Raw genomic sequence first — 16716 nt, 5'->3', positions numbered from 1 at the left:
AGAAACGGAAGTGTTGAGCTATCGTAGCCTAGGGTTCTCATTTCAAATTACTTGGTTTCGCTATATCCCCTGATAATGGGGAAAAGGTTGTGCATAACCTTGGAATGAGATCACTGGAAGCAGATACCGAGATTGCTTTCACCTATCTGCCTAATTAATAGGCATTGTGTCGGGTGTTAAAGAACCCCCAAGATCTACGGTCGTGATGTTCCTCAAGGTTAATCACGTAAGGGAAAGAAATGTATCTCGTCGCTCGTAGGAGAAAAAACGTATCTCGTATCTCGTCGTTCGTATTCCGTAGGAAGAGTTTTCTGGCTTTTCTGTTACGCTTCACATTCTTTCACGAGCAACGAGTATCGAGAACTCGTCCAGAGAATTTTTAACCGCTAGGAAAAGTATTTGTGATGCTGGAGAAGCTGGTGAGGTGATTTACCCAAGTAGCGACCAGGTAAAATACCCACCGAATCCGATAGCGAGAAGGGCCGCACTGACTTTCATATTGTGATGCCATGTCCCTGGCACAAACACAAATGGAAGGCTAATGATTGTACTCATAAGCAGCATGCCCCCAATTGAGCCGAGACCAAACACGGCGATATAATTCATTCCCATTGTCATGGAAGGCATCGTGGTCATCACCGCTAAACTGAGTGCCGCACTTCCAGCCACGCCATGCACAAACCCTACCGTTAAGGCTTTCACTCGCGAGCCCAAAATGTGATGTTGATGGGCTTGCTGATCTTGCCCATGAAGATGAACATGGGAATGCGTCGCTCCATCATGACGATGTTCATGCACATGCACCGTCCAGGGTTGCCAGCATCGCCAAAGAAGGTGCAGACCGAGAACGAAGATCATGACGCCGACGGCCGCTTCCAGTCCGGTCTCAAGCTGTTCAGGAATGGTCCACTTGAAGCGTAACACCAACGCACCGACCAACCCCAATGCACACGTATGACCAACACCCCAGATGACCCCCAACAGTGCCGATCGCCGAAGATTTTTCGATTCGGCTGCTAACGTGCCCACGGCAACAAGATGATCAGGATCAAGGGCATGCGCAACACCTAAGGCCAGACCCAGTAACAATGATGTGAGAAGTACCTGATCCATAATCTCAATCTAATCAATGGGCATGAGGTGTGATGACCAGCACGCCATCTCGAATGGTTACGAGTACGGCCGACACACGAGAATCGGCATGGACGACTCGATTTAACTCTTGAATGGCTGCCGTGGAGTCATCAACTGGCGGTGATTGCACAACATCTCCATTCCACAACACATTATCGATCAAGATTACGCCTCGCTCAGTTACCAAGTCCAGTGCTCGTTGATAGTAGTTCACATAGTTGATCTTATCTGCATCGATAAAAATAAGATCGAACGGACCAGTCATGGTCTGGAGCGTATCGAACGCCGCGCCAATTTTGATATCGATTTTCTGTCCATGTGAGCTTTCGGCAAAGTATTTTTGGGCAAGCGCCGTCGACTTCACATCGATGTCACAAGTGATCACTGATCCATCCGAGGGCAACACCTCAGCAAAACAGAGAGCACTATAGCCTGTGAATGTCCCGATTTCGAGGATCCGTTTAGCCTGCACCAGACACGTCATCATTTTCAAGAACCCGCCCTCTAACGGGCCAACCACCATTTGCGGGAGATCCATCGTCCGATAGGTCTCTTCGCGTAAACGCCGGCACACATCCGACTCGACCATCGAATGCGCCTCGGCATAGGCTTCAATTTCTGGTAATACTAGTGACTTCATAAAATGAACGCTTTCATATTGTTCGTCATGTCAGGAGCTTAACATACTTCTAGAACTCCTTTGCAGTCTTCCTATGTTTGACATTGCCAAAACAGCATCCCTGTCGTACAGTTGCTTCAACGTTTCGACCACTCACCAATAACAAGGAGCCACTCCTGTGGGTTCAGACGCTTCGCTTGACTCCCTCAAAACCAAATTACTCACAATCCATCATCTCAAAAACGCCTCGGCCGTGCTCTCCTGGGATCAGGAAACCTACATGCCATCTGGCGGAGGGCCTGCCAGGGCGGAGCAAATCGCCACGCTTCAAACCCTTGCACATGAAGCCTTCATATCTCCAGAAACTGAAAAACTTTTGGGTACTTGGGTCGATATCCCTACAGGACAACTTCTCGAAAAAGCACGCACGACGTTAGCAAAGTCTTCACAAGCCCTCATCAAAGAAATCTGGCGTGACTTCAATCACGCGAGCAAACTTCCATCGGCCTTTGTCAATACACTCGAACGTGAATGTTCTTTGGCTCAACAAGTGTGGACCGAAGCTCGTAAAAAGAATGACTTTTCGTTGTTCCTACCCAATCTCCGCACGGTCGTCACACTCAAGCTCGAAGAAACCCAATATCTCGGATATTCAGACTCCCCATACGATGCCTTACTTGATGAATTTGAACCCGGCTCTACTGTCGAACAGCTAAAACCTCTGGTTGGGACCCTTCGGCCTCGTCTCGTCTCACTGCTTCAACATGTCCTCAACTCCTCGATTAAGCCAAAGACATCCCTCTTGACTCAATCATTTGCTCACGCGGCACAACTTGAATTTGGGGAAACCGTGCTCAGAAAGATGGGCTATGAATTCGATCGAGGCCGCTTGGATCAATCCGCCCATCCCTTTACCACCTCGTTTCATCCCAATGACGTGCGTGTGACCACACGCGTGTTTGAACAAGACTTTCAATCCTGTTTGTTTAGCTGCATCCACGAGGGTGGACATGGCCTATATGAACAAGGCCTCTTGCCTGAGCATTACGGCACGCCGCTGGGTGAAGCCGTTTCATTAGGCATTCACGAAAGTCAGTCACGATTGTGGGAAAATGCCGTCGGCCGTTCGCGGCCTTTTTGGAAACATTTCTTTCCGCTTGCACAAAGTGTGTTCCCCGAACAATTCGGCAATACGGCATTTGATGAATTCTATCTGGCGATTAACCACGTCCAACCTTCCCTCGTTCGTGTGGAAGCTGACGAATTGACTTATAACTTGCATATCATGGTGCGATTCGAAATAGAGCTTGATCTCATTGAAGGACGAACCCGCGTGGAGGATCTTCCTGAAGTGTGGAATCAAAAAATGCAGGACTATCTTGGAATCACACCCGACCGTAATACCAACGGCGTCCTCCAAGATGTTCATTGGTCCTTCGGCGCATTTGGATACTTTCCAACGTACACCTTGGGCAATCTGTACGCATCGATGTTCTATGAACAGGCCAAGCAAGAAATTCCCAACCTAGAACGTGGCATAGCAGAAGGCAACTTGCTTCCACTTAAAGAATGGCTCAACCAGAAAATTCACCGTTGGGGTCGACAGTATTCGCCTGAAGAACTCGTTCGCCGTGTGACAGGGCAAGACCTTAGCCCAGAACCATTTCTCAACTATCTGGAACACAAATTCGGCGACCTCTATGACTTTTCTATCAAGCCGGAAACATAGTGGTTTTAGCATCCACAGATCTCTCAACGTTTAGACATGGTTTCCGACCAAATCTCTACCCTCCCGTGCGCAAGAATGCATAATAACCATATGTATTGAGATAGGAATTCACCCTCTTTATGACCTCAGACATCGGCAGCGAATTTCTTCAACAGATCCCACCATATACCCCAGAAGACTAATTGAATCTCTCGGGCACGAAACATAGGCTACCCTCCAGGACATGGTGCAACTGTGAGGGGATAACGCCAAGGACGGGGAATCTCCTTCTTTCATTTATTGATCAGAGTGGAACCATCCGCTCTCATACATAAAAGGAGGCTTCAATGCCATTCACATTACTACTCAAGCGGGTATTTGTTTTTTCTTTACTTTGCTCAACGCTTCTCTTCGGCACGACGATGAGCTTTGCGGGGCAAATGTCCATTAATCTCAACAGCGCCACTTCGGCTCAGCTTGAAACGCTTCCCGGTATTGGGCCTGAGTTAGCAGAACGGATTATGGACTACAAAAAAGAGAACGGGGATTTTAAGAATATTCAGGATTTAGCCAAAGTGAAGGGCATTGGGGAAAAGAAGTTGGCAATGCTCAAAGACTCGATCACAGTGGAAAAATCTTCAAAAAAGAAATAAAAATTTCGCATACAGAACATACGTCAAACGTGAGGCGAAACGCATCGTTGTACACTCGGGCTTTCGTCTCACGTTTCACACCTTCCAAGAGACAGAAAGCCGTGATGGTCCTTTCCGAATGTCACCACCATTAAGCCCCGAGCCCTTTATTGAGGCGAGCAAGTTCCGCAGATGAAACCGTAAACGTACCTGTGACTTCAATACGCGATGGAACAAGCATGATGGTATGAAACGAAATGTCACGAATAGCTATTTTTTGTTCGAGTTCATCGGTGGAACTAATTTCAATCGCTTCAACTGATTCCATGACCTGGCCATTGTCTTGAGGCCCATACGTTGCAACCACTTCCTGTAGAATTTCCATGATCTGTTCATTCACTTCAGATTCTTTCACAGCTTGATCGATCAGCTCCACAACCTGCTGGGCTTGATCGGTCAGACTAAAATTTTCCAACCGTTCTTTCTTCCGTAAAAACAACAGATCATTGTCCACCTCTTTGCTAAATGCTCCGTAGGCAAACCGCATAAATTCATAATGCAGCCCCTTAAACCCTTTTCCAAACATTTGTAATTCGCTTAGGAACATCAGTTGTTGAAACTTGACATCACTCATAAACCCATGAGGCTCAGCTAAATTGAGTAAATACAGCAACAGTCCTCGATCCACAGTAATCTCAGAAGGCTTTCGCATGAATTTCCATATCCCTTGCAACTATGATCTAACCGAATGAATGATACGATGGTTGCATTATGATCGTTTCTAGTCACTTCCCTGTACAACCCTCGAAATATCGACGGTTATCGCTTTATGGTTACTAAAATTTCAAGAACGGCGTCTTAGACAGGAATGTTGCATAGTTCATTAGCCGTATAAAGGCACATCTCTCACTTGAGTCAATAAGCTGCCTAAAGATTGGGATTATAGCTATCCTTGGATACGAACGTTGACTAGACCACTAGCTTATGAAGGTACATATTTCGCTTGAATCAATAGGGTGTCTATCGTGGGGATCATAGGTAGCCTTGGCCACGGTAGCTCTGTACCCATTTGCCATTTCTGCTTTATTCAAGGTCTGACGCTCCAGACCTTCTTAATCTACATCAATTACATGTGGCCAAGCCAGTGATCTACAAGTTTGAGGGCCAAGGACATGAATTCACAGGGTCAGTATGAATAAACGCAAACAATGAGATGTCAACGAACTTGACCATGCGATCATTTTGAGTTTAAATAAGCCTCTTTTCAAAAAGGTTTTTTCACTATGGCCAAGAATACCAAAGAGCTGCAGCTGCTCAAAGATCATTTAACAAAAAACAATCTCAAGCTCACCCGTCAACGTGAAAACATTTTAAGTAATTTCTTAAAGATGGAACACGTGACGGCAGAACAAATGTATCGCCTCTTATCGAAGAAAGACCCTCACATCGGACTCGCCACCGTGTATCGAACACTCAAACTGTTTTGCGACATGGGTGTCGCGCAAGAACAACATTTTGGCTCGCAAACCCAATTTGACAATATTGCTCATAAAGGTCATCACGATCATCTCATCTGCACGGCTTGCGAAAAAATTATCGAATTTGAAAACTGCCAGATTGAAGAACTTCAGGAAGAAGTCGCGGCGAAAAATGGGTTTTCTATCAAGACCCATCGCCTTGAACTCTATTGCGACCCCATCCGTTTATCCAGTGGGAATTGTAAAAATTGTAGCCGTCCATTAACCGCACAAGCACCCTACCAGGTTGACAGCACTCATCACTAAAGGATCTTTACCATGATGTATCTCTCAGTTTTGTCACGCTCGCGAACTGTTCAAATATATAGCGCAATCCTGATTCTCGTTTCCTGGTTGATTATTTTTCCAACCATCAGCGTGGCTGCCGATCAACTTGTTGTGTATTCCGGACGTGCAGAACGCCTCATTAAACCAGTACTCGATACTTTTCAAGATAAAACCGGCATACAGGTACAACTGCTAACGGGAAGCAGCACGCAATTGGTCAACCGCATTCAAGCAGAGGGTACGCACACGCAAGCCGATGTGTTTATCACGAACGATGCTGGTACCCTTGAACGAGCGCGAGAACTTCATCTGTTGAAACCCATCAAAATTGAAGGCATCGAACACATCATTCCTCCTGCATTTCGAGCTCCAGATAACAGTTGGATTGGATTATCAGGCAGGATTTGGGTCATTGTCTACAATACCAATATGATTCAGCCTGACCAGATCACATCCATTCTTGATATCGCAAACCCAAAATGGAAAGGGAAACTTGCCATCCCGACCGCGAACAGTGAGTACCTGCAAGCTGGAGTCTCCGTGATTAGCGCCGTCAAAGGAGACGAGCGTACCGAATCATTCTTGAAGGGCATTCGAGATAATGCCGGAAACTCTACCTATGCCCATAACGGACAAATCGTAGATGCCGTGGCTAAAGGCAAAGTCGCCATGGGGCTCGTGAATCATTACTATATCTATCGCTATCTTGCGGAAAATCCTGATGCCCCAATTGCCCCGCTCTTGACTGATCAAAAAACCGGCGAGATGGGCCTGATCATGAATGCTACTGGCATCGGGGTTGTGACACAGTCAAAACGTATTGCAGAAGCCAAAAAATTAATCCAATTCCTGATTTCACAACCTGGACAACAGATGTTTGCCGATCGTAATAAGGAATACCCGATCCATCACGAGGTCAAAACTGACCCAGCTCTTCCTCCACGAAACAGTTTTCATGTTGCTCAGGTACCTCTGGCCCAGCTCGCAAAACTTCGCGAACCCACTATGTTGTTGATCGAACGCTCCGGCCTTCGCTAATTGCAATGACATGACCGCGATTTTCCGGCGACAGGCAGGTTTCTCTCCCCTGCCTCTCTTCGCCTTCCTCATCGCAACCATACTCGCCTTTCCATTATTGTATGTCACCTATTCGGCCTTCTCAGCCAAGAGCGCGGTGTGGGAACGGCTATGGGCGACTCGAATCCCGGAGTTGTTCTTCAATACAGTGTCGCTCGCCGTTGGAGTGGGAATCGCAACGTTACTCCTTGGGGTATCGCTTGCCTGGCTTGTCACGCGGTATGAATTTACGGGTCGGCGAATGTGGGAGTGGGGCTTGGTTCTTCCACTCGCAATCCCCTCATACGTCCTAGCCTATATCTACACATATGTCTTAGAAACCGGGGGAAGTCTTGAGCAAAGCTGGCAATGGCTCATGGGGCCAGATGCACGGATTTTCTCTCCCTACAGCTACGGCGGAGCATGGCTGGTGATGACGCTGAATACCTTTCCCTATGTCTACCTACTCGCGCGCGCAGCCTTGCAAAACTTTAACCTTTCCTTCGAAGAAGCCGCACAAGCTTCAGGTGCCACACGGTGGCAAACCATGTTTCGCGTATCACTTCCACTCATTCGCCCATCTCTCGTTGCAGGACTCTTTCTTGTCACCTTGTATGTGGTCTCTGATTTTGGAGCCGTCTCGCTCCTGCGTTTTCAAACGTTTACTTATTCCATCTACCAACAAATGACCGGAAGATATGACTATGGAGCCGCATCCATCTTAAGTCTTCTTCTTGTGCTCTTTGCCTTTATCTTTCTGATCGCAGAACGATGGTTTCGTCAACAAAGCCGGTTTTTTCAAACAGGCGGGCATATTCGAACTCGACCGGCTACACCATGCGGCCCACTCCAAACTCTGGGCATCACGGCTTTTATTTTCTGTATTTTCAGTGCAGCGTTTGGCGTCCCAATTCTCTTACTCGTGCAATGGACTTGGCAGGCTTGGGTTGAAGGAAGCATGGCCAGTGGTTTTCTAACCTATACTTGGAATAGTACCGTGCTCTCAGGTATGGCCGCCACGATCGCCGTCGTTATCGGGACTCCCCTCGCCTACCTGGCATGCCGACATCCCACGAAAATCAATCTTCTGTATCTTCAAGGAGCGTATACTGGATACGTATTACCAGGTCCTGTTGCCGCGTTGGCTCTTCTAACGCTTTTTACTCAACACCTGCCTTATCTCTACGGTACCGCGGTCATCTTGCTTCTCGCCTATCTCATCCACTTCCTGCCAGCCGGGCTTCAGGCCATGGAGTCAGCCATCCAACAAGTCAATCCGAATATCGAAGAAGCGTCAAGAAGTTTGGGGCGACGCGCCTTTAATACCTTTCGACACGTCACGTTTCCACTGGTTCGTGGAGGTTTTACGGTCGCGTGGATCTTGATGTTTCTTAAAGCCATGAAGGAACTTCCCGCCACATTGCTATTGAGACCTGTGGGATTTGATACCTTAGCCGTCAGAATATGGCTAGAAGCCAGTGAAGAACTCTATCAACTTGCCGCACCCCCAGCTCTCCTCATCGTGATCATTTCAATTCCCGTGGCTTTACTCCTCATGAAGAAGAACTGGCAGACTGCCTAAAACCAGAGTAGAATACTAGGATACCTGTAATAAAGGTCTATGCCTGCAACTGAATTATGCCATGTAAAGGACTAACTACGGCTTAGATAATACAGAACGATCGTATCCTAGAATATCTTTTACTTGTAAGAAAAATGGTTGCCTGTAACTAGGATACCCGAATAAATGACCAGCAGCATACAGTACCACCGCATTCTAGAATACCTATAATAAACGCGTTGGACTGCACCTGAATAATCTAAATCGAAGACAAACAGCAACTTGCATAACTCATAAAGCCACCGTATTCTATTTACAGGTTATGTCACATCAGTTACTGATAATCAGTTATTTAGATTGATTAAATTTCAATTGAATATCCTTTATAACAGCTATTTTCGAATAGCAATTCCACATTCTTTCTTGCAATGACAACATCACACACACACCCTGCTGATACGCGAAACACGGTCCTCGATCTACGCGAGGTGACCTGTGTCTATCAACCAGAGAAACCTGCGGTTCAACATATTTCCATTACGGCACACGAGGGAGAGATTATTTGCCTGTTAGGACCATCAGGATGCGGAAAAACGACAACGCTTCGAGCGATTGCCGGATTTGAAAAAGTCACGGCTGGCGAAATTTATCTCAACGAACAACTCGTCTCGTCACCAAACACCCATGTTCCAACAGAACGTCGACGTGTCGGGATGGTCTTTCAAGACTATGCCCTCTTTCCGCATTTGCGGGTGTACGATAATGTATCATTTGGATTACAGACCTGGTCCAAAGTCGAACGTGAGGCACGTACAAAAACCATGCTGGAACTTGTCGGCCTGATAGGATTTGAACATCGGTATCCCCACGAATTATCAGGAGGGCAACAACAACGGGTGGCATTAGCGAGAGCCTTGGCACCCAACCCGGTTATCTTGCTCTTAGATGAACCGTTCAGCAATTTAGACCCTGACATGACGATCAAAATGCGAAAAGAACTCTACCGGTTACTGCGGCAAACCAACACGACGGCCGTTCTTGTCACGCATGATCATCAAGAAGCTTTTGCCATGGCCGATCGAGTCGCTGTACTCCAAGACGGCACACTGGTCCAGTATGATTCCCCTGAAGCGATCTATCACCTTCCCACGACCCAATTTGTCGCTGAATTCGTTGGTAAAGCTGACTTCATTCCTGGTATCGTAAAACAGAGTCAGGTTGAGACGGAAATTGGGGATTTTCCGAATCAACGAAATTACTGCGGTAATCCTAAAGTGTTTGTGATGATTCGGCCCGACGATGTCAAGATCACTGCCAACCCCACCGGCCATGCCCGAATCATCAGCCGCCAATTTCGAGGATCACAACATCTCTACGCAATCCAGTTGGCCTCAGGGCATATCGTTCATAGTGTGCAACCATCTGACCATTCTCATCCAATTGACCTGAAGGTTTCATTAGAAGTAATCGCAACCCATACAGTATTATTTGAACATCCAACTGAATCAACAAGCTAAAGGAGGGACAGGTATGACACATTGGACAATCAAACGCGCGTTACTCGTATCCGTTATCTGGCCGAGCTGTCTTACGCTCATGCTGTTGAGCTCATCGGTTTATGCAAGTGGAAAAGGCTACGAAAGCCACCATACAGGACAAGCAAATCCTCATACCAGCATGGGCATGAACGATCATGGCTCTCTACATCAAAAGGCCAATTATTCAGGACATGGCACTGGACATCATGGAAGTTCAAGCAAAAGTCATGGCATGAGCAGCGGACATGGACCATATGGCAAAGGATACGGTGGCGGACATGGGAAACGAGGATATGGGAAGCATGGCGGAGCCCATCAAAGTGCCAGTGAATTCATCCAGCATGTGCTGAAATACAAAGAAGGTATGGCGATTACCGATGAGCAGGAAGCCAAGTTACATGACATCCAAACAACCTACAAGAAAACCCGAATCAAAAAGAAAGCCGAAGTCGAACTGGCCAACTTAGATTTACACGAACTGCTGAAGAAAGATGATTCGAACCTCTCGGATATTGAATCAAAACTTAAAGATATGCATAACGTGAAAGCCGATCTGTATATGGCCTCTATCAAGGCCCGCCGCGATGCAAAAGCCGTATTGACCGACGAACAACGAAACCGCATGAAAGCCGTACACGATCGCATGCAAGCCTACTCCTCAGACGGTATGGGGAAAAAGGGGCATCCAGGCGGGTACAAGCATCACGGAAAAGATAAAGACAAATCTGGCTATTGAACAAACACCTAACGAGACAGTCGTTCCAGATAGAGAAAAGGCCCCTTATGGGGCCTTTTTAATATTACGCGTAAAATTTTTAGATGTGGCATGGTGTTCATGGATTATTATAGCACATCCAAATAAGTTCCAGTGGTGTGCTCAGGCCATGAACGTACAACACACTACTCGTCATATCTGTTCAACCTTCACTGAGAAGTCCTATGGTCATTCAATATGGTGATCATAGATGGCCTCAGTGGATACGATCGTTCCCAAGACCAAGCTTTACTGATGGGCAATCAAAATTAGCGACTTAGTAATCCTTTTAGTGTCGGCATTAAAGGTATCCAAATAACCCACCGTAATCACCCAGGTCAACCATTGGAAGTTAATTGAATCGGATATAAAGTCACTAATTTCTAACCTGAGTTTCGATTTTCAATCGATCTGTCAGCCCAGAAGACATTGTTACCTTTCCGTCCGCATCCACAATAACCCCCTCGACTTCCGGCAACCGCTCAATCAAAGCCATGCCCTTTTCTGGGCCCATGATAAAAATTCCCGTATCGAGTCCATCTGCCATGACGCCTTGCGATGCGATGACGGTGACGCTCTGCGCCAAACGTGCAGGATGAAGTGTTTGAGGATCGAGAATATGATGATAGCGAATGCCATTCAGCTCGAAGTATCGTTGATAGTCACCAGCAGTTGACACGGCCTCATTTTCCAACTCAATCGTGGCTAACACGGCTCCCTGCTCTTTTCGTGGATGTTGGATGCCAAATAAAAATTTCTGACCATCTGGCATACGTCCAAACGTTTTGATATCTCCTGATATGGCCACGACTCCCGCCGTGGCCCCAGCGGATGTCATCACCTCCGCTGCAAGATCTGCAGCAAAACCTTTCCCAATTCCTCCAACATCAACCTGCATACCGGAACGGCCAAGTGAAACCGTTCTGGCCTGTTGATTGAGCCGAAGTTGCGACAAATCAATAAGTGACTGTACCGCTTCCAATTCTTGCGACGTCGGCACTCTCCCGTTCTCATTTACATTCCAGAGATCCACGGCAGGACCAATGGCAATATTGAAACTCCCTCCTGTTAAGCGGTCCATTTCTAACGAATATTCCAAGAGGTTTATGGTCTCAACACTCACCTTCATTGAATGTTGGCCGGCTGCCGCATTGACCCGAGAAAGTTCACTTTCGGGAATCCAGGTGCTCAATAGTTCTTCCAAGCGACGAATTTCTTTTAATCCGGCATCCACAGCCTGCTGAGCGATGGCATGATCAGAAGCCACACCAGTCACAAACACAAGCGTTCCCATCAAATATTGGCTTCGCTTGACCAATGCACTCTGTGCAACACTCGCATTCCCTAGAACGAATAGGACCAAGAGCAAGACGACTCTCACGATGAACATTCGGCGTGACAACACCGTCATAAGAAAACGGACCTCCCTCACATGTGCACATAGGGTTTCGACTCAACCCTATTGGCGATAAAAGTATTTCAACTTTGGATTCGGTGCCACAGCATATAATCGAGCTTGGTTCTCAACCAGCTTCGGAAACGCGTTGACGACTGACTTCCCCTTCATCGCCGGATAATTCTCAAACACCTCATCCCAATTCAAACTGCCGTCAGAGACATCGAATGTGATCATACGTTGAGTTCGCGGAGTATCGACGTTCAATTGCCATGTTCCTAAATACGTGACGTCATTCGCCGCAATATTAAAGGTCCCGCTCAAATAAGACTGAGCCGTAAAAGGCCCTTCAGTAACTTGAAGACGAGTCATTTCATAGCGCCCAGGGCTGAGCGATACCGCAAATGTTTGAGACGTCGGATTAATCTTGATACGAGTCCAATCCTGCGTTGGCACATGGACGACATCCACGAACCGAACACGTGCAGGGAATTGTCGTGGATTCGGTCCAATTTCGTTCACCTCAATTCGCCCAAATACAATGGAAGGCTCGCCTTCTTCACTCATTTCAGCCTGACCCTCAACTGTGGCACACGACGGAAGAAGAAGACCATAAACCGCTATTATTAAAGGAACAGTCCATAGTTTCCATCTATTGCCGCACATGGTCAAGGGAAATGAAAACATGACATTCTCCTACTTTTTACCATTGGCTATCCATGTATCAAATAATGGCTCCCATCTCTGACTCTATAAAACGATATCTACACAATTTCATTTATATAAACAACGACTTGTATCAGACAAGACGAGGGTTGACAAACTCTTGCGCACTTAGATATTAATAATGGTTATCAATTTCAAATTATATAGTACTCATAATCAATTTCGCATTGTAACAGTTTTCACATTTATCGCGAGTTATGAAGGTAAGTCCAAAGTCACCAGAGGGAACCGCATTTAGCCAAGAGCTCTCAGAAGCTCGTTGTGAGTGCGGGCAATTGGTGGCAAAACTTGGCAGTCAGGGTGTTGAACTGAAGTGCAAACGGTGCAAACGTCTTGTTTCTATATCTTTTTCTGACCTTGCTGATTCTGAAGTCACCGTTCAACTCTGCTCAGCCCCACCAACGCTTCAAACCCCATTATAAGCGATTGCGAAGAGACTGACGAACAACAACCTGCGGACCATCGAGTCCCATCACTCAATAACCTCAGAGGACCCTGTGAGTCCCCAGCTGTTTACATCGGAGGACGTGCAATGAAATCAACGTTGACGTTGGGGGCTCTAGGAGTCGCCGTCATGCTGTTGGGACCGTATGGGTTTATGGACAAGGCCAATGCCGCCGACCGTTTCGAGTCAAAATCCTCGACACCGGTGAGCGCCTTATCCGCAGAAGACATTAATCAAATCGTCGATCAGCGCGTGGAAGACATTTTAAACAACCGAGTGCAGCCCCCTCCGCCAGAAGACTTTAGTCAACCCCCAGGACTCGGGGAAACCACACAAACTCCCCAAAGATCGAAAACCCAAATTCAGCAGCAAGGAGTGGACTGGGTGACAGGTGGTTCTGTTCTTCAAGGTGGTCGAACCATCTATGCTAAACCATTTATCCGCGCGCCAAAAACGATCATCGGTGGATATATGGACTTTACTATTTCAGATTGTAATCATGCCGGCTCTCGGGATTGCTCAGAAGGCCTTGAATTTGACCAGGAGCGCTTTGTCCCATTCTTCTATTCCCAGATCACCGATCGTCTGAGCATCGGTGCTGAAGTCGAAATTGAACATGGCGGACCTCAAGGCAATCAAGGCGACGGCGATGTCAAAATCGAATTCGCTACGATGGACTACCGGTTTACCGATTGGCTCAACCTTCGCGGTGGAATTTTATTAATTCCTCTTGGACGGTTTAACCTCGTTCATGACTCTCCACTCAACGATCTTCCTCTTCGGCCAATGGTCAGCCGACTCATCATTCCGTCCACCTTTGCTGAATCCGGCATTGGGATCTTTGGTACGGTCTATCCTACCCAATTAGCCAAGGTCGACTATGAATTCTACGTCACACAAGGATTTGACGGAGGAAGCAGCCAGGGCAACATTGGAGGAACCTTCGGAGAAGGAGGGTATCGAGGAAATCGTGGAAGCTTTCAAACGGACAACAACCAGAACAAGGCCATTGTCAGCCGCATATCGGTGAGTCCGATTCTCGGAATTGAGGTCGCCGGATCGGTCCATCACGGCAAATGGGATGATGAGGGAAGACACAACATGACTATCGTGGCCGTTGATGGATTACTTCAACGCGGACCATTTGAAGTGCTTGGCGAAGCGGCCTGGACACACGTTCAAGGAGGCAATCGCACACCGGATACGGCCGCAGGTATTCCTCCACAAAAAATGGCTGGCTATTATGTCCAGGGCAATTACCACTTTATGCCGAACGTGTTGAAACAAGCGGCTCCGTCCTTCTTTTCCGATGCGTCAACCTTTACGGGGGTGATCCGTTGGGGGCAAGTGGATACGAATACTCAAAACTCTAACAATGTGAATGATGTGAGTCGACTGACCTTCGGCGTGAATTTCCGTCCCGTTGAAGACGCAGTCATCAAGTTAGCCTATACCCTCAACGATCACGAAGATGATCCAGGACAACGAAACGGCTGGCAATTTAGTATGGCGACCTATTTCTAAGTGAGTGCTGATCGCTCTATGAGTGAAAAGGTACACAATGTCTAAACTGTTTTTAGTCATGTTATTTCTGCTATTTCTCACGTCTGGGTGCGTTGGCTGGACCAGCGCACCCAGCGTAGAGACAAACTGTTCACTTGAACAAACATGGAGTGTAGCCCTTGCCAGCTTGCAAGAATTTGAACTTCGCAGTATCGATCAAAAAACTCGAGTTATCGAAACCGAGTGGATCAAGGTACAAACAAGTCGGCTTAGCGGACTCATGAATCGAAATCTCAATGAAGAACGGGCTCGGTTCGTCTTGACCATTCAACCTGAAAATACAGGACAAAGCACGGTCACGGTCAAACAAATTCGAGAGTTTTGGTCACCCCAAGGAGTGCAATCGAGGTCTTGGAGACAAATTCCAGCAAACGAAGATCAAGAACGACAACTTGCAGCACGGATTCAAGCTAAACTGAAGAGGGCACCATGTTAACTATTCATCGTCGATCGACCATCATCACTGCATGTTATGTGGGACTTATTCTATTCGTATTTTCTGGCATGATTGCCACAACCGCTCACGCCAAACAACAGCTTGAACGAATTTGGGACCATGAATTGAACCGATGGCTAAACGCCGAAGAACTCGGGCATTTGGAGGTATATTTCACCGAGGAAGAAGCGGCAAAAGTCATGTTTCCTGATTCAGACAACATTCGCAAAGCCACCCTATCATTGAACCCCGAACAAAAAAAATTAGTCGAAGAACAGATTGGATGGAAATTTCCTGAAACCTCCTTTACGACCTATATCGGGGAAACGGGTGGAAAGGCTGATGGATATGCCATGGTCCAAAACACGATCGGCAAACACCGCCCAATCACGTACATGGTTTCCGTCGATACTGAGGGGGAAGTCACAAACTTTGAAGTCCTAGTGTATCGGGAAGCCCGAGGTAACGAAATTGCGACCAAACGATTCAATTATCAATATCAGGGTAAGGACTTACGGGATCCTATTCGAATCAATCGCGATATCATCAATATCTCCGGCGCAACCATGTCCGTGCGTTCAGCCAGTGCCGGAGTCAAGCGAGTCCTTGTCCTTGTCAATGAATTTTATTTAAAACCGCTAGGATTGGGAACCAACACACTCGTCGCGGGAAATGCAGAAAAAGGCTTCCTTGAATCCATTTTAGGATTTTGAATGACAAGTGATACGGCATGCGGAATTTTAATACACGGTTTCGCCTCCGCGACACCGATCGACAAATACGACTGGTCTACACCTGGTTTCTTCTCATCATGTTGGCCGGGTTTATCTTTACCTTTGTCTGGGCCCATAGCATGACAGATCTGTCCCCAAAGGGCATCGCCCAGCATTATCGCGGCTCTGATGCCAACTTTGGCGAACCCATGTCATTTGGCCAGCTAGCCGAGACTACCCACTTTCATTTATTCACAATGCCCGTCGTCTTCTTGATCATGGTACATGTCCTCTACCTCACGATGGCCAGCTCGATCACTAAAGTTGTCACGACATGGATCTCATTTTTGGGAGTGACATTAGATCTTGTTTCACCATGGCTGATTACCTATGTGTCACCAGTCTATGTCCTGACTTTACTAGGCGGTGACATTTTGATGACTATCGGCTTCTTAATTATGTTTGTCATTCCCATGCGCGAAATGTGGTTTCACAAGAACGCATTGACGTATAGCAGCGACTACGACGACTAAAATGACGTTTTCGTAATTCAAGACAACATTCCAAACAGGCCAGAGACCTTGAGTCCAGAGCCCATGAGAGTGACGAACCTCTCGTGGGCTCTTTTTA

General features: G+C 47.0%; 17 protein-coding genes. 12 read left to right on the top strand and 5 right to left on the bottom strand.

The genetic code is table 11. The features are described from left to right. Positions 1-429 precede the first annotated feature (429 nt). Together ACWQXP_RS19390 and ACWQXP_RS19385 are read right to left on the bottom strand one after the other, a co-directional pair. Positions 430-1113 (bottom strand): HoxN/HupN/NixA family nickel/cobalt transporter, encoded by a 684-nt coding sequence (locus ACWQXP_RS19390; protein WP_454064489.1) that lies wholly within the window; start codon positions 1111-1113, stop codon positions 430-432. A gap of 13 nt (positions 1114-1126) precedes the next feature. Beyond that, a complete protein-coding gene (locus tag ACWQXP_RS19385) occupies positions 1127-1774 on the bottom strand; it encodes an O-methyltransferase (protein ID WP_454064488.1) in 648 nt (215 codons plus the stop codon). Positions 1775-1931: 157 nt separating this feature from the next. On the opposite strand from ACWQXP_RS19385, the gene ACWQXP_RS19380 reads away from it, so the two are divergent. Together ACWQXP_RS19380 and ACWQXP_RS19375 are read left to right on the top strand one after the other, a co-directional pair. Next, the gene (locus ACWQXP_RS19380; RefSeq protein ID WP_454064487.1) at positions 1932-3482 is read left to right on the top strand and encodes a carboxypeptidase M32; all 1551 of its coding nucleotides are present in this window, start codon (positions 1932-1934) and stop codon (positions 3480-3482) included. A 326-nt stretch (positions 3483-3808) separates the two neighbouring features. Then, positions 3809-4114, top strand: a complete 306-nt coding sequence (locus tag ACWQXP_RS19375) for a ComEA family DNA-binding protein (protein WP_454064486.1) — start codon at positions 3809-3811, stop codon at positions 4112-4114. 130 nt (positions 4115-4244) lie between these two features. Here the strand turns inward: ACWQXP_RS19375 and ACWQXP_RS19370 are convergent, their stop codons facing one another. Then, positions 4245-4805, bottom strand: a complete 561-nt coding sequence (locus ACWQXP_RS19370) for a hypothetical protein (RefSeq protein WP_454064485.1) — start codon at positions 4803-4805, stop codon at positions 4245-4247. A 571-nt stretch (positions 4806-5376) separates the two neighbouring features. On the opposite strand from ACWQXP_RS19370, the gene ACWQXP_RS19365 reads away from it, so the two are divergent. The 5 genes from ACWQXP_RS19365 to ACWQXP_RS19345 all read left to right on the top strand — a co-directional run bounded on the left by ACWQXP_RS19365 (position 5377) and on the right by ACWQXP_RS19345 (position 10789). After that, on the top strand, positions 5377-5877 hold the full coding sequence (locus ACWQXP_RS19365) for a Fur family transcriptional regulator (RefSeq protein WP_454064484.1): 501 nt from the start codon (positions 5377-5379) through the stop codon (positions 5875-5877). 12 nt (positions 5878-5889) lie between these two features. Further along, the gene (locus tag ACWQXP_RS19360) at positions 5890-6936 is read left to right on the top strand and encodes an extracellular solute-binding protein (RefSeq protein ID WP_454064483.1); all 1047 of its coding nucleotides are present in this window, start codon (positions 5890-5892) and stop codon (positions 6934-6936) included. A 10-nt stretch (positions 6937-6946) separates the two neighbouring features. Further along, the gene (locus ACWQXP_RS19355; RefSeq protein WP_454064482.1) at positions 6947-8536 is read left to right on the top strand and encodes an ABC transporter permease; all 1590 of its coding nucleotides are present in this window, start codon (positions 6947-6949) and stop codon (positions 8534-8536) included. A 407-nt stretch (positions 8537-8943) separates the two neighbouring features. Then, positions 8944-10032 carry an ABC transporter ATP-binding protein gene (locus ACWQXP_RS19350; protein ID WP_454064481.1) on the top strand — a complete coding sequence of 363 codons (1089 nt, stop codon included), beginning with the start codon at positions 8944-8946 and terminating at the stop codon, positions 10030-10032. A 13-nt stretch (positions 10033-10045) separates the two neighbouring features. Continuing rightward, positions 10046-10789 carry a Spy/CpxP family protein refolding chaperone gene (locus ACWQXP_RS19345; RefSeq protein WP_454064480.1) on the top strand — a complete coding sequence of 248 codons (744 nt, stop codon included), beginning with the start codon at positions 10046-10048 and terminating at the stop codon, positions 10787-10789. 394 nt (positions 10790-11183) lie between these two features. Here the strand turns inward: ACWQXP_RS19345 and ACWQXP_RS19340 are convergent, their stop codons facing one another. Then, positions 11184-12218: an FAD:protein FMN transferase gene (locus tag ACWQXP_RS19340; protein ID WP_454064479.1), complete on the bottom strand. Its 1035-nt coding sequence runs from the start codon at positions 12216-12218 to the stop codon at positions 11184-11186. 48 nt (positions 12219-12266) lie between these two features. Further along, on the bottom strand, positions 12267-12890 hold the full coding sequence (locus tag ACWQXP_RS19335) for a hypothetical protein (RefSeq protein ID WP_454064478.1): 624 nt from the start codon (positions 12888-12890) through the stop codon (positions 12267-12269). A 236-nt stretch (positions 12891-13126) separates the two neighbouring features. Here ACWQXP_RS19335 and ACWQXP_RS19330 point away from each other — a divergent pair, with 236 nt between their 5' ends. The 5 genes from ACWQXP_RS19330 (at position 13127) to ACWQXP_RS19310 (ending at position 16619) form a co-directional block, all read left to right on the top strand. Next, positions 13127-13351, top strand: a complete 225-nt coding sequence (locus ACWQXP_RS19330) for a hypothetical protein (protein ID WP_454064477.1) — start codon at positions 13127-13129, stop codon at positions 13349-13351. Positions 13352-13461: 110 nt separating this feature from the next. Further along, positions 13462-14898 (top strand): hypothetical protein, encoded by a 1437-nt coding sequence (locus ACWQXP_RS19325; protein WP_454064476.1) that lies wholly within the window; start codon positions 13462-13464, stop codon positions 14896-14898. Between the two features lie 37 nt (positions 14899-14935). Beyond that, positions 14936-15373: a hypothetical protein gene (locus tag ACWQXP_RS19320; protein WP_454064475.1), complete on the top strand. Its 438-nt coding sequence runs from the start codon at positions 14936-14938 to the stop codon at positions 15371-15373. Beyond that, positions 15367-16086: an FMN-binding protein gene (locus ACWQXP_RS19315; RefSeq protein ID WP_454064474.1), complete on the top strand. Its 720-nt coding sequence runs from the start codon at positions 15367-15369 to the stop codon at positions 16084-16086. The genes ACWQXP_RS19320 and ACWQXP_RS19315 overlap by 7 nt, the downstream gene beginning before the upstream one ends. Before the next feature lie 17 nt (positions 16087-16103). Continuing rightward, positions 16104-16619 (top strand): hypothetical protein, encoded by a 516-nt coding sequence (locus ACWQXP_RS19310; protein WP_454064473.1) that lies wholly within the window; start codon positions 16104-16106, stop codon positions 16617-16619. Positions 16620-16716 lie beyond the last annotated feature (97 nt).

This window comes from Candidatus Nitrospira salsa (genome assembly GCF_965152625.1).
The sequence above is the reverse complement of the archived record's forward strand: the minus strand, read 5'-3'. Positions and strand labels throughout refer to the sequence as shown.

Excerpts from the sequence above, each read along its gene's own strand:
- ACWQXP_RS19390 (WP_454064489.1), bottom strand. The coding sequence starts at position 1,113 with ATGGATCAGGTACTTCTCACATCATTGTTACTGGGTCTGGCCTTAGGT.
- ACWQXP_RS19385 (WP_454064488.1), bottom strand. The coding sequence starts at position 1,774 with ATGAAGTCACTAGTATTACCAGAAATTGAAGCCTATGCCGAGGCGCAT.
- ACWQXP_RS19375 (WP_454064486.1), top strand. The coding sequence starts at position 3,809 with ATGCCATTCACATTACTACTCAAGCGGGTATTTGTTTTTTCTTTACTT.
- ACWQXP_RS19370 (WP_454064485.1), bottom strand. The coding sequence starts at position 4,805 with ATGCGAAAGCCTTCTGAGATTACTGTGGATCGAGGACTGTTGCTGTAT.
- ACWQXP_RS19365 (WP_454064484.1), top strand. The coding sequence starts at position 5,377 with ATGGCCAAGAATACCAAAGAGCTGCAGCTGCTCAAAGATCATTTAACA.
- ACWQXP_RS19360 (WP_454064483.1), top strand. The coding sequence starts at position 5,890 with ATGATGTATCTCTCAGTTTTGTCACGCTCGCGAACTGTTCAAATATAT.
- ACWQXP_RS19355 (WP_454064482.1), top strand. The coding sequence starts at position 6,947 with ATGACCGCGATTTTCCGGCGACAGGCAGGTTTCTCTCCCCTGCCTCTC.
- ACWQXP_RS19350 (WP_454064481.1), top strand. The coding sequence starts at position 8,944 with ATGACAACATCACACACACACCCTGCTGATACGCGAAACACGGTCCTC.
- ACWQXP_RS19345 (WP_454064480.1), top strand. The coding sequence starts at position 10,046 with ATGACACATTGGACAATCAAACGCGCGTTACTCGTATCCGTTATCTGG.
- ACWQXP_RS19340 (WP_454064479.1), bottom strand. The coding sequence starts at position 12,218 with ATGACGGTGTTGTCACGCCGAATGTTCATCGTGAGAGTCGTCTTGCTC.
- ACWQXP_RS19335 (WP_454064478.1), bottom strand. The coding sequence starts at position 12,890 with ATGTTTTCATTTCCCTTGACCATGTGCGGCAATAGATGGAAACTATGG.
- ACWQXP_RS19330 (WP_454064477.1), top strand. The coding sequence starts at position 13,127 with ATGAAGGTAAGTCCAAAGTCACCAGAGGGAACCGCATTTAGCCAAGAG.
- ACWQXP_RS19325 (WP_454064476.1), top strand. The coding sequence starts at position 13,462 with ATGAAATCAACGTTGACGTTGGGGGCTCTAGGAGTCGCCGTCATGCTG.
- ACWQXP_RS19320 (WP_454064475.1), top strand. The coding sequence starts at position 14,936 with ATGTCTAAACTGTTTTTAGTCATGTTATTTCTGCTATTTCTCACGTCT.
- ACWQXP_RS19315 (WP_454064474.1), top strand. The coding sequence starts at position 15,367 with ATGTTAACTATTCATCGTCGATCGACCATCATCACTGCATGTTATGTG.
- ACWQXP_RS19310 (WP_454064473.1), top strand. The coding sequence starts at position 16,104 with ATGCGGAATTTTAATACACGGTTTCGCCTCCGCGACACCGATCGACAA.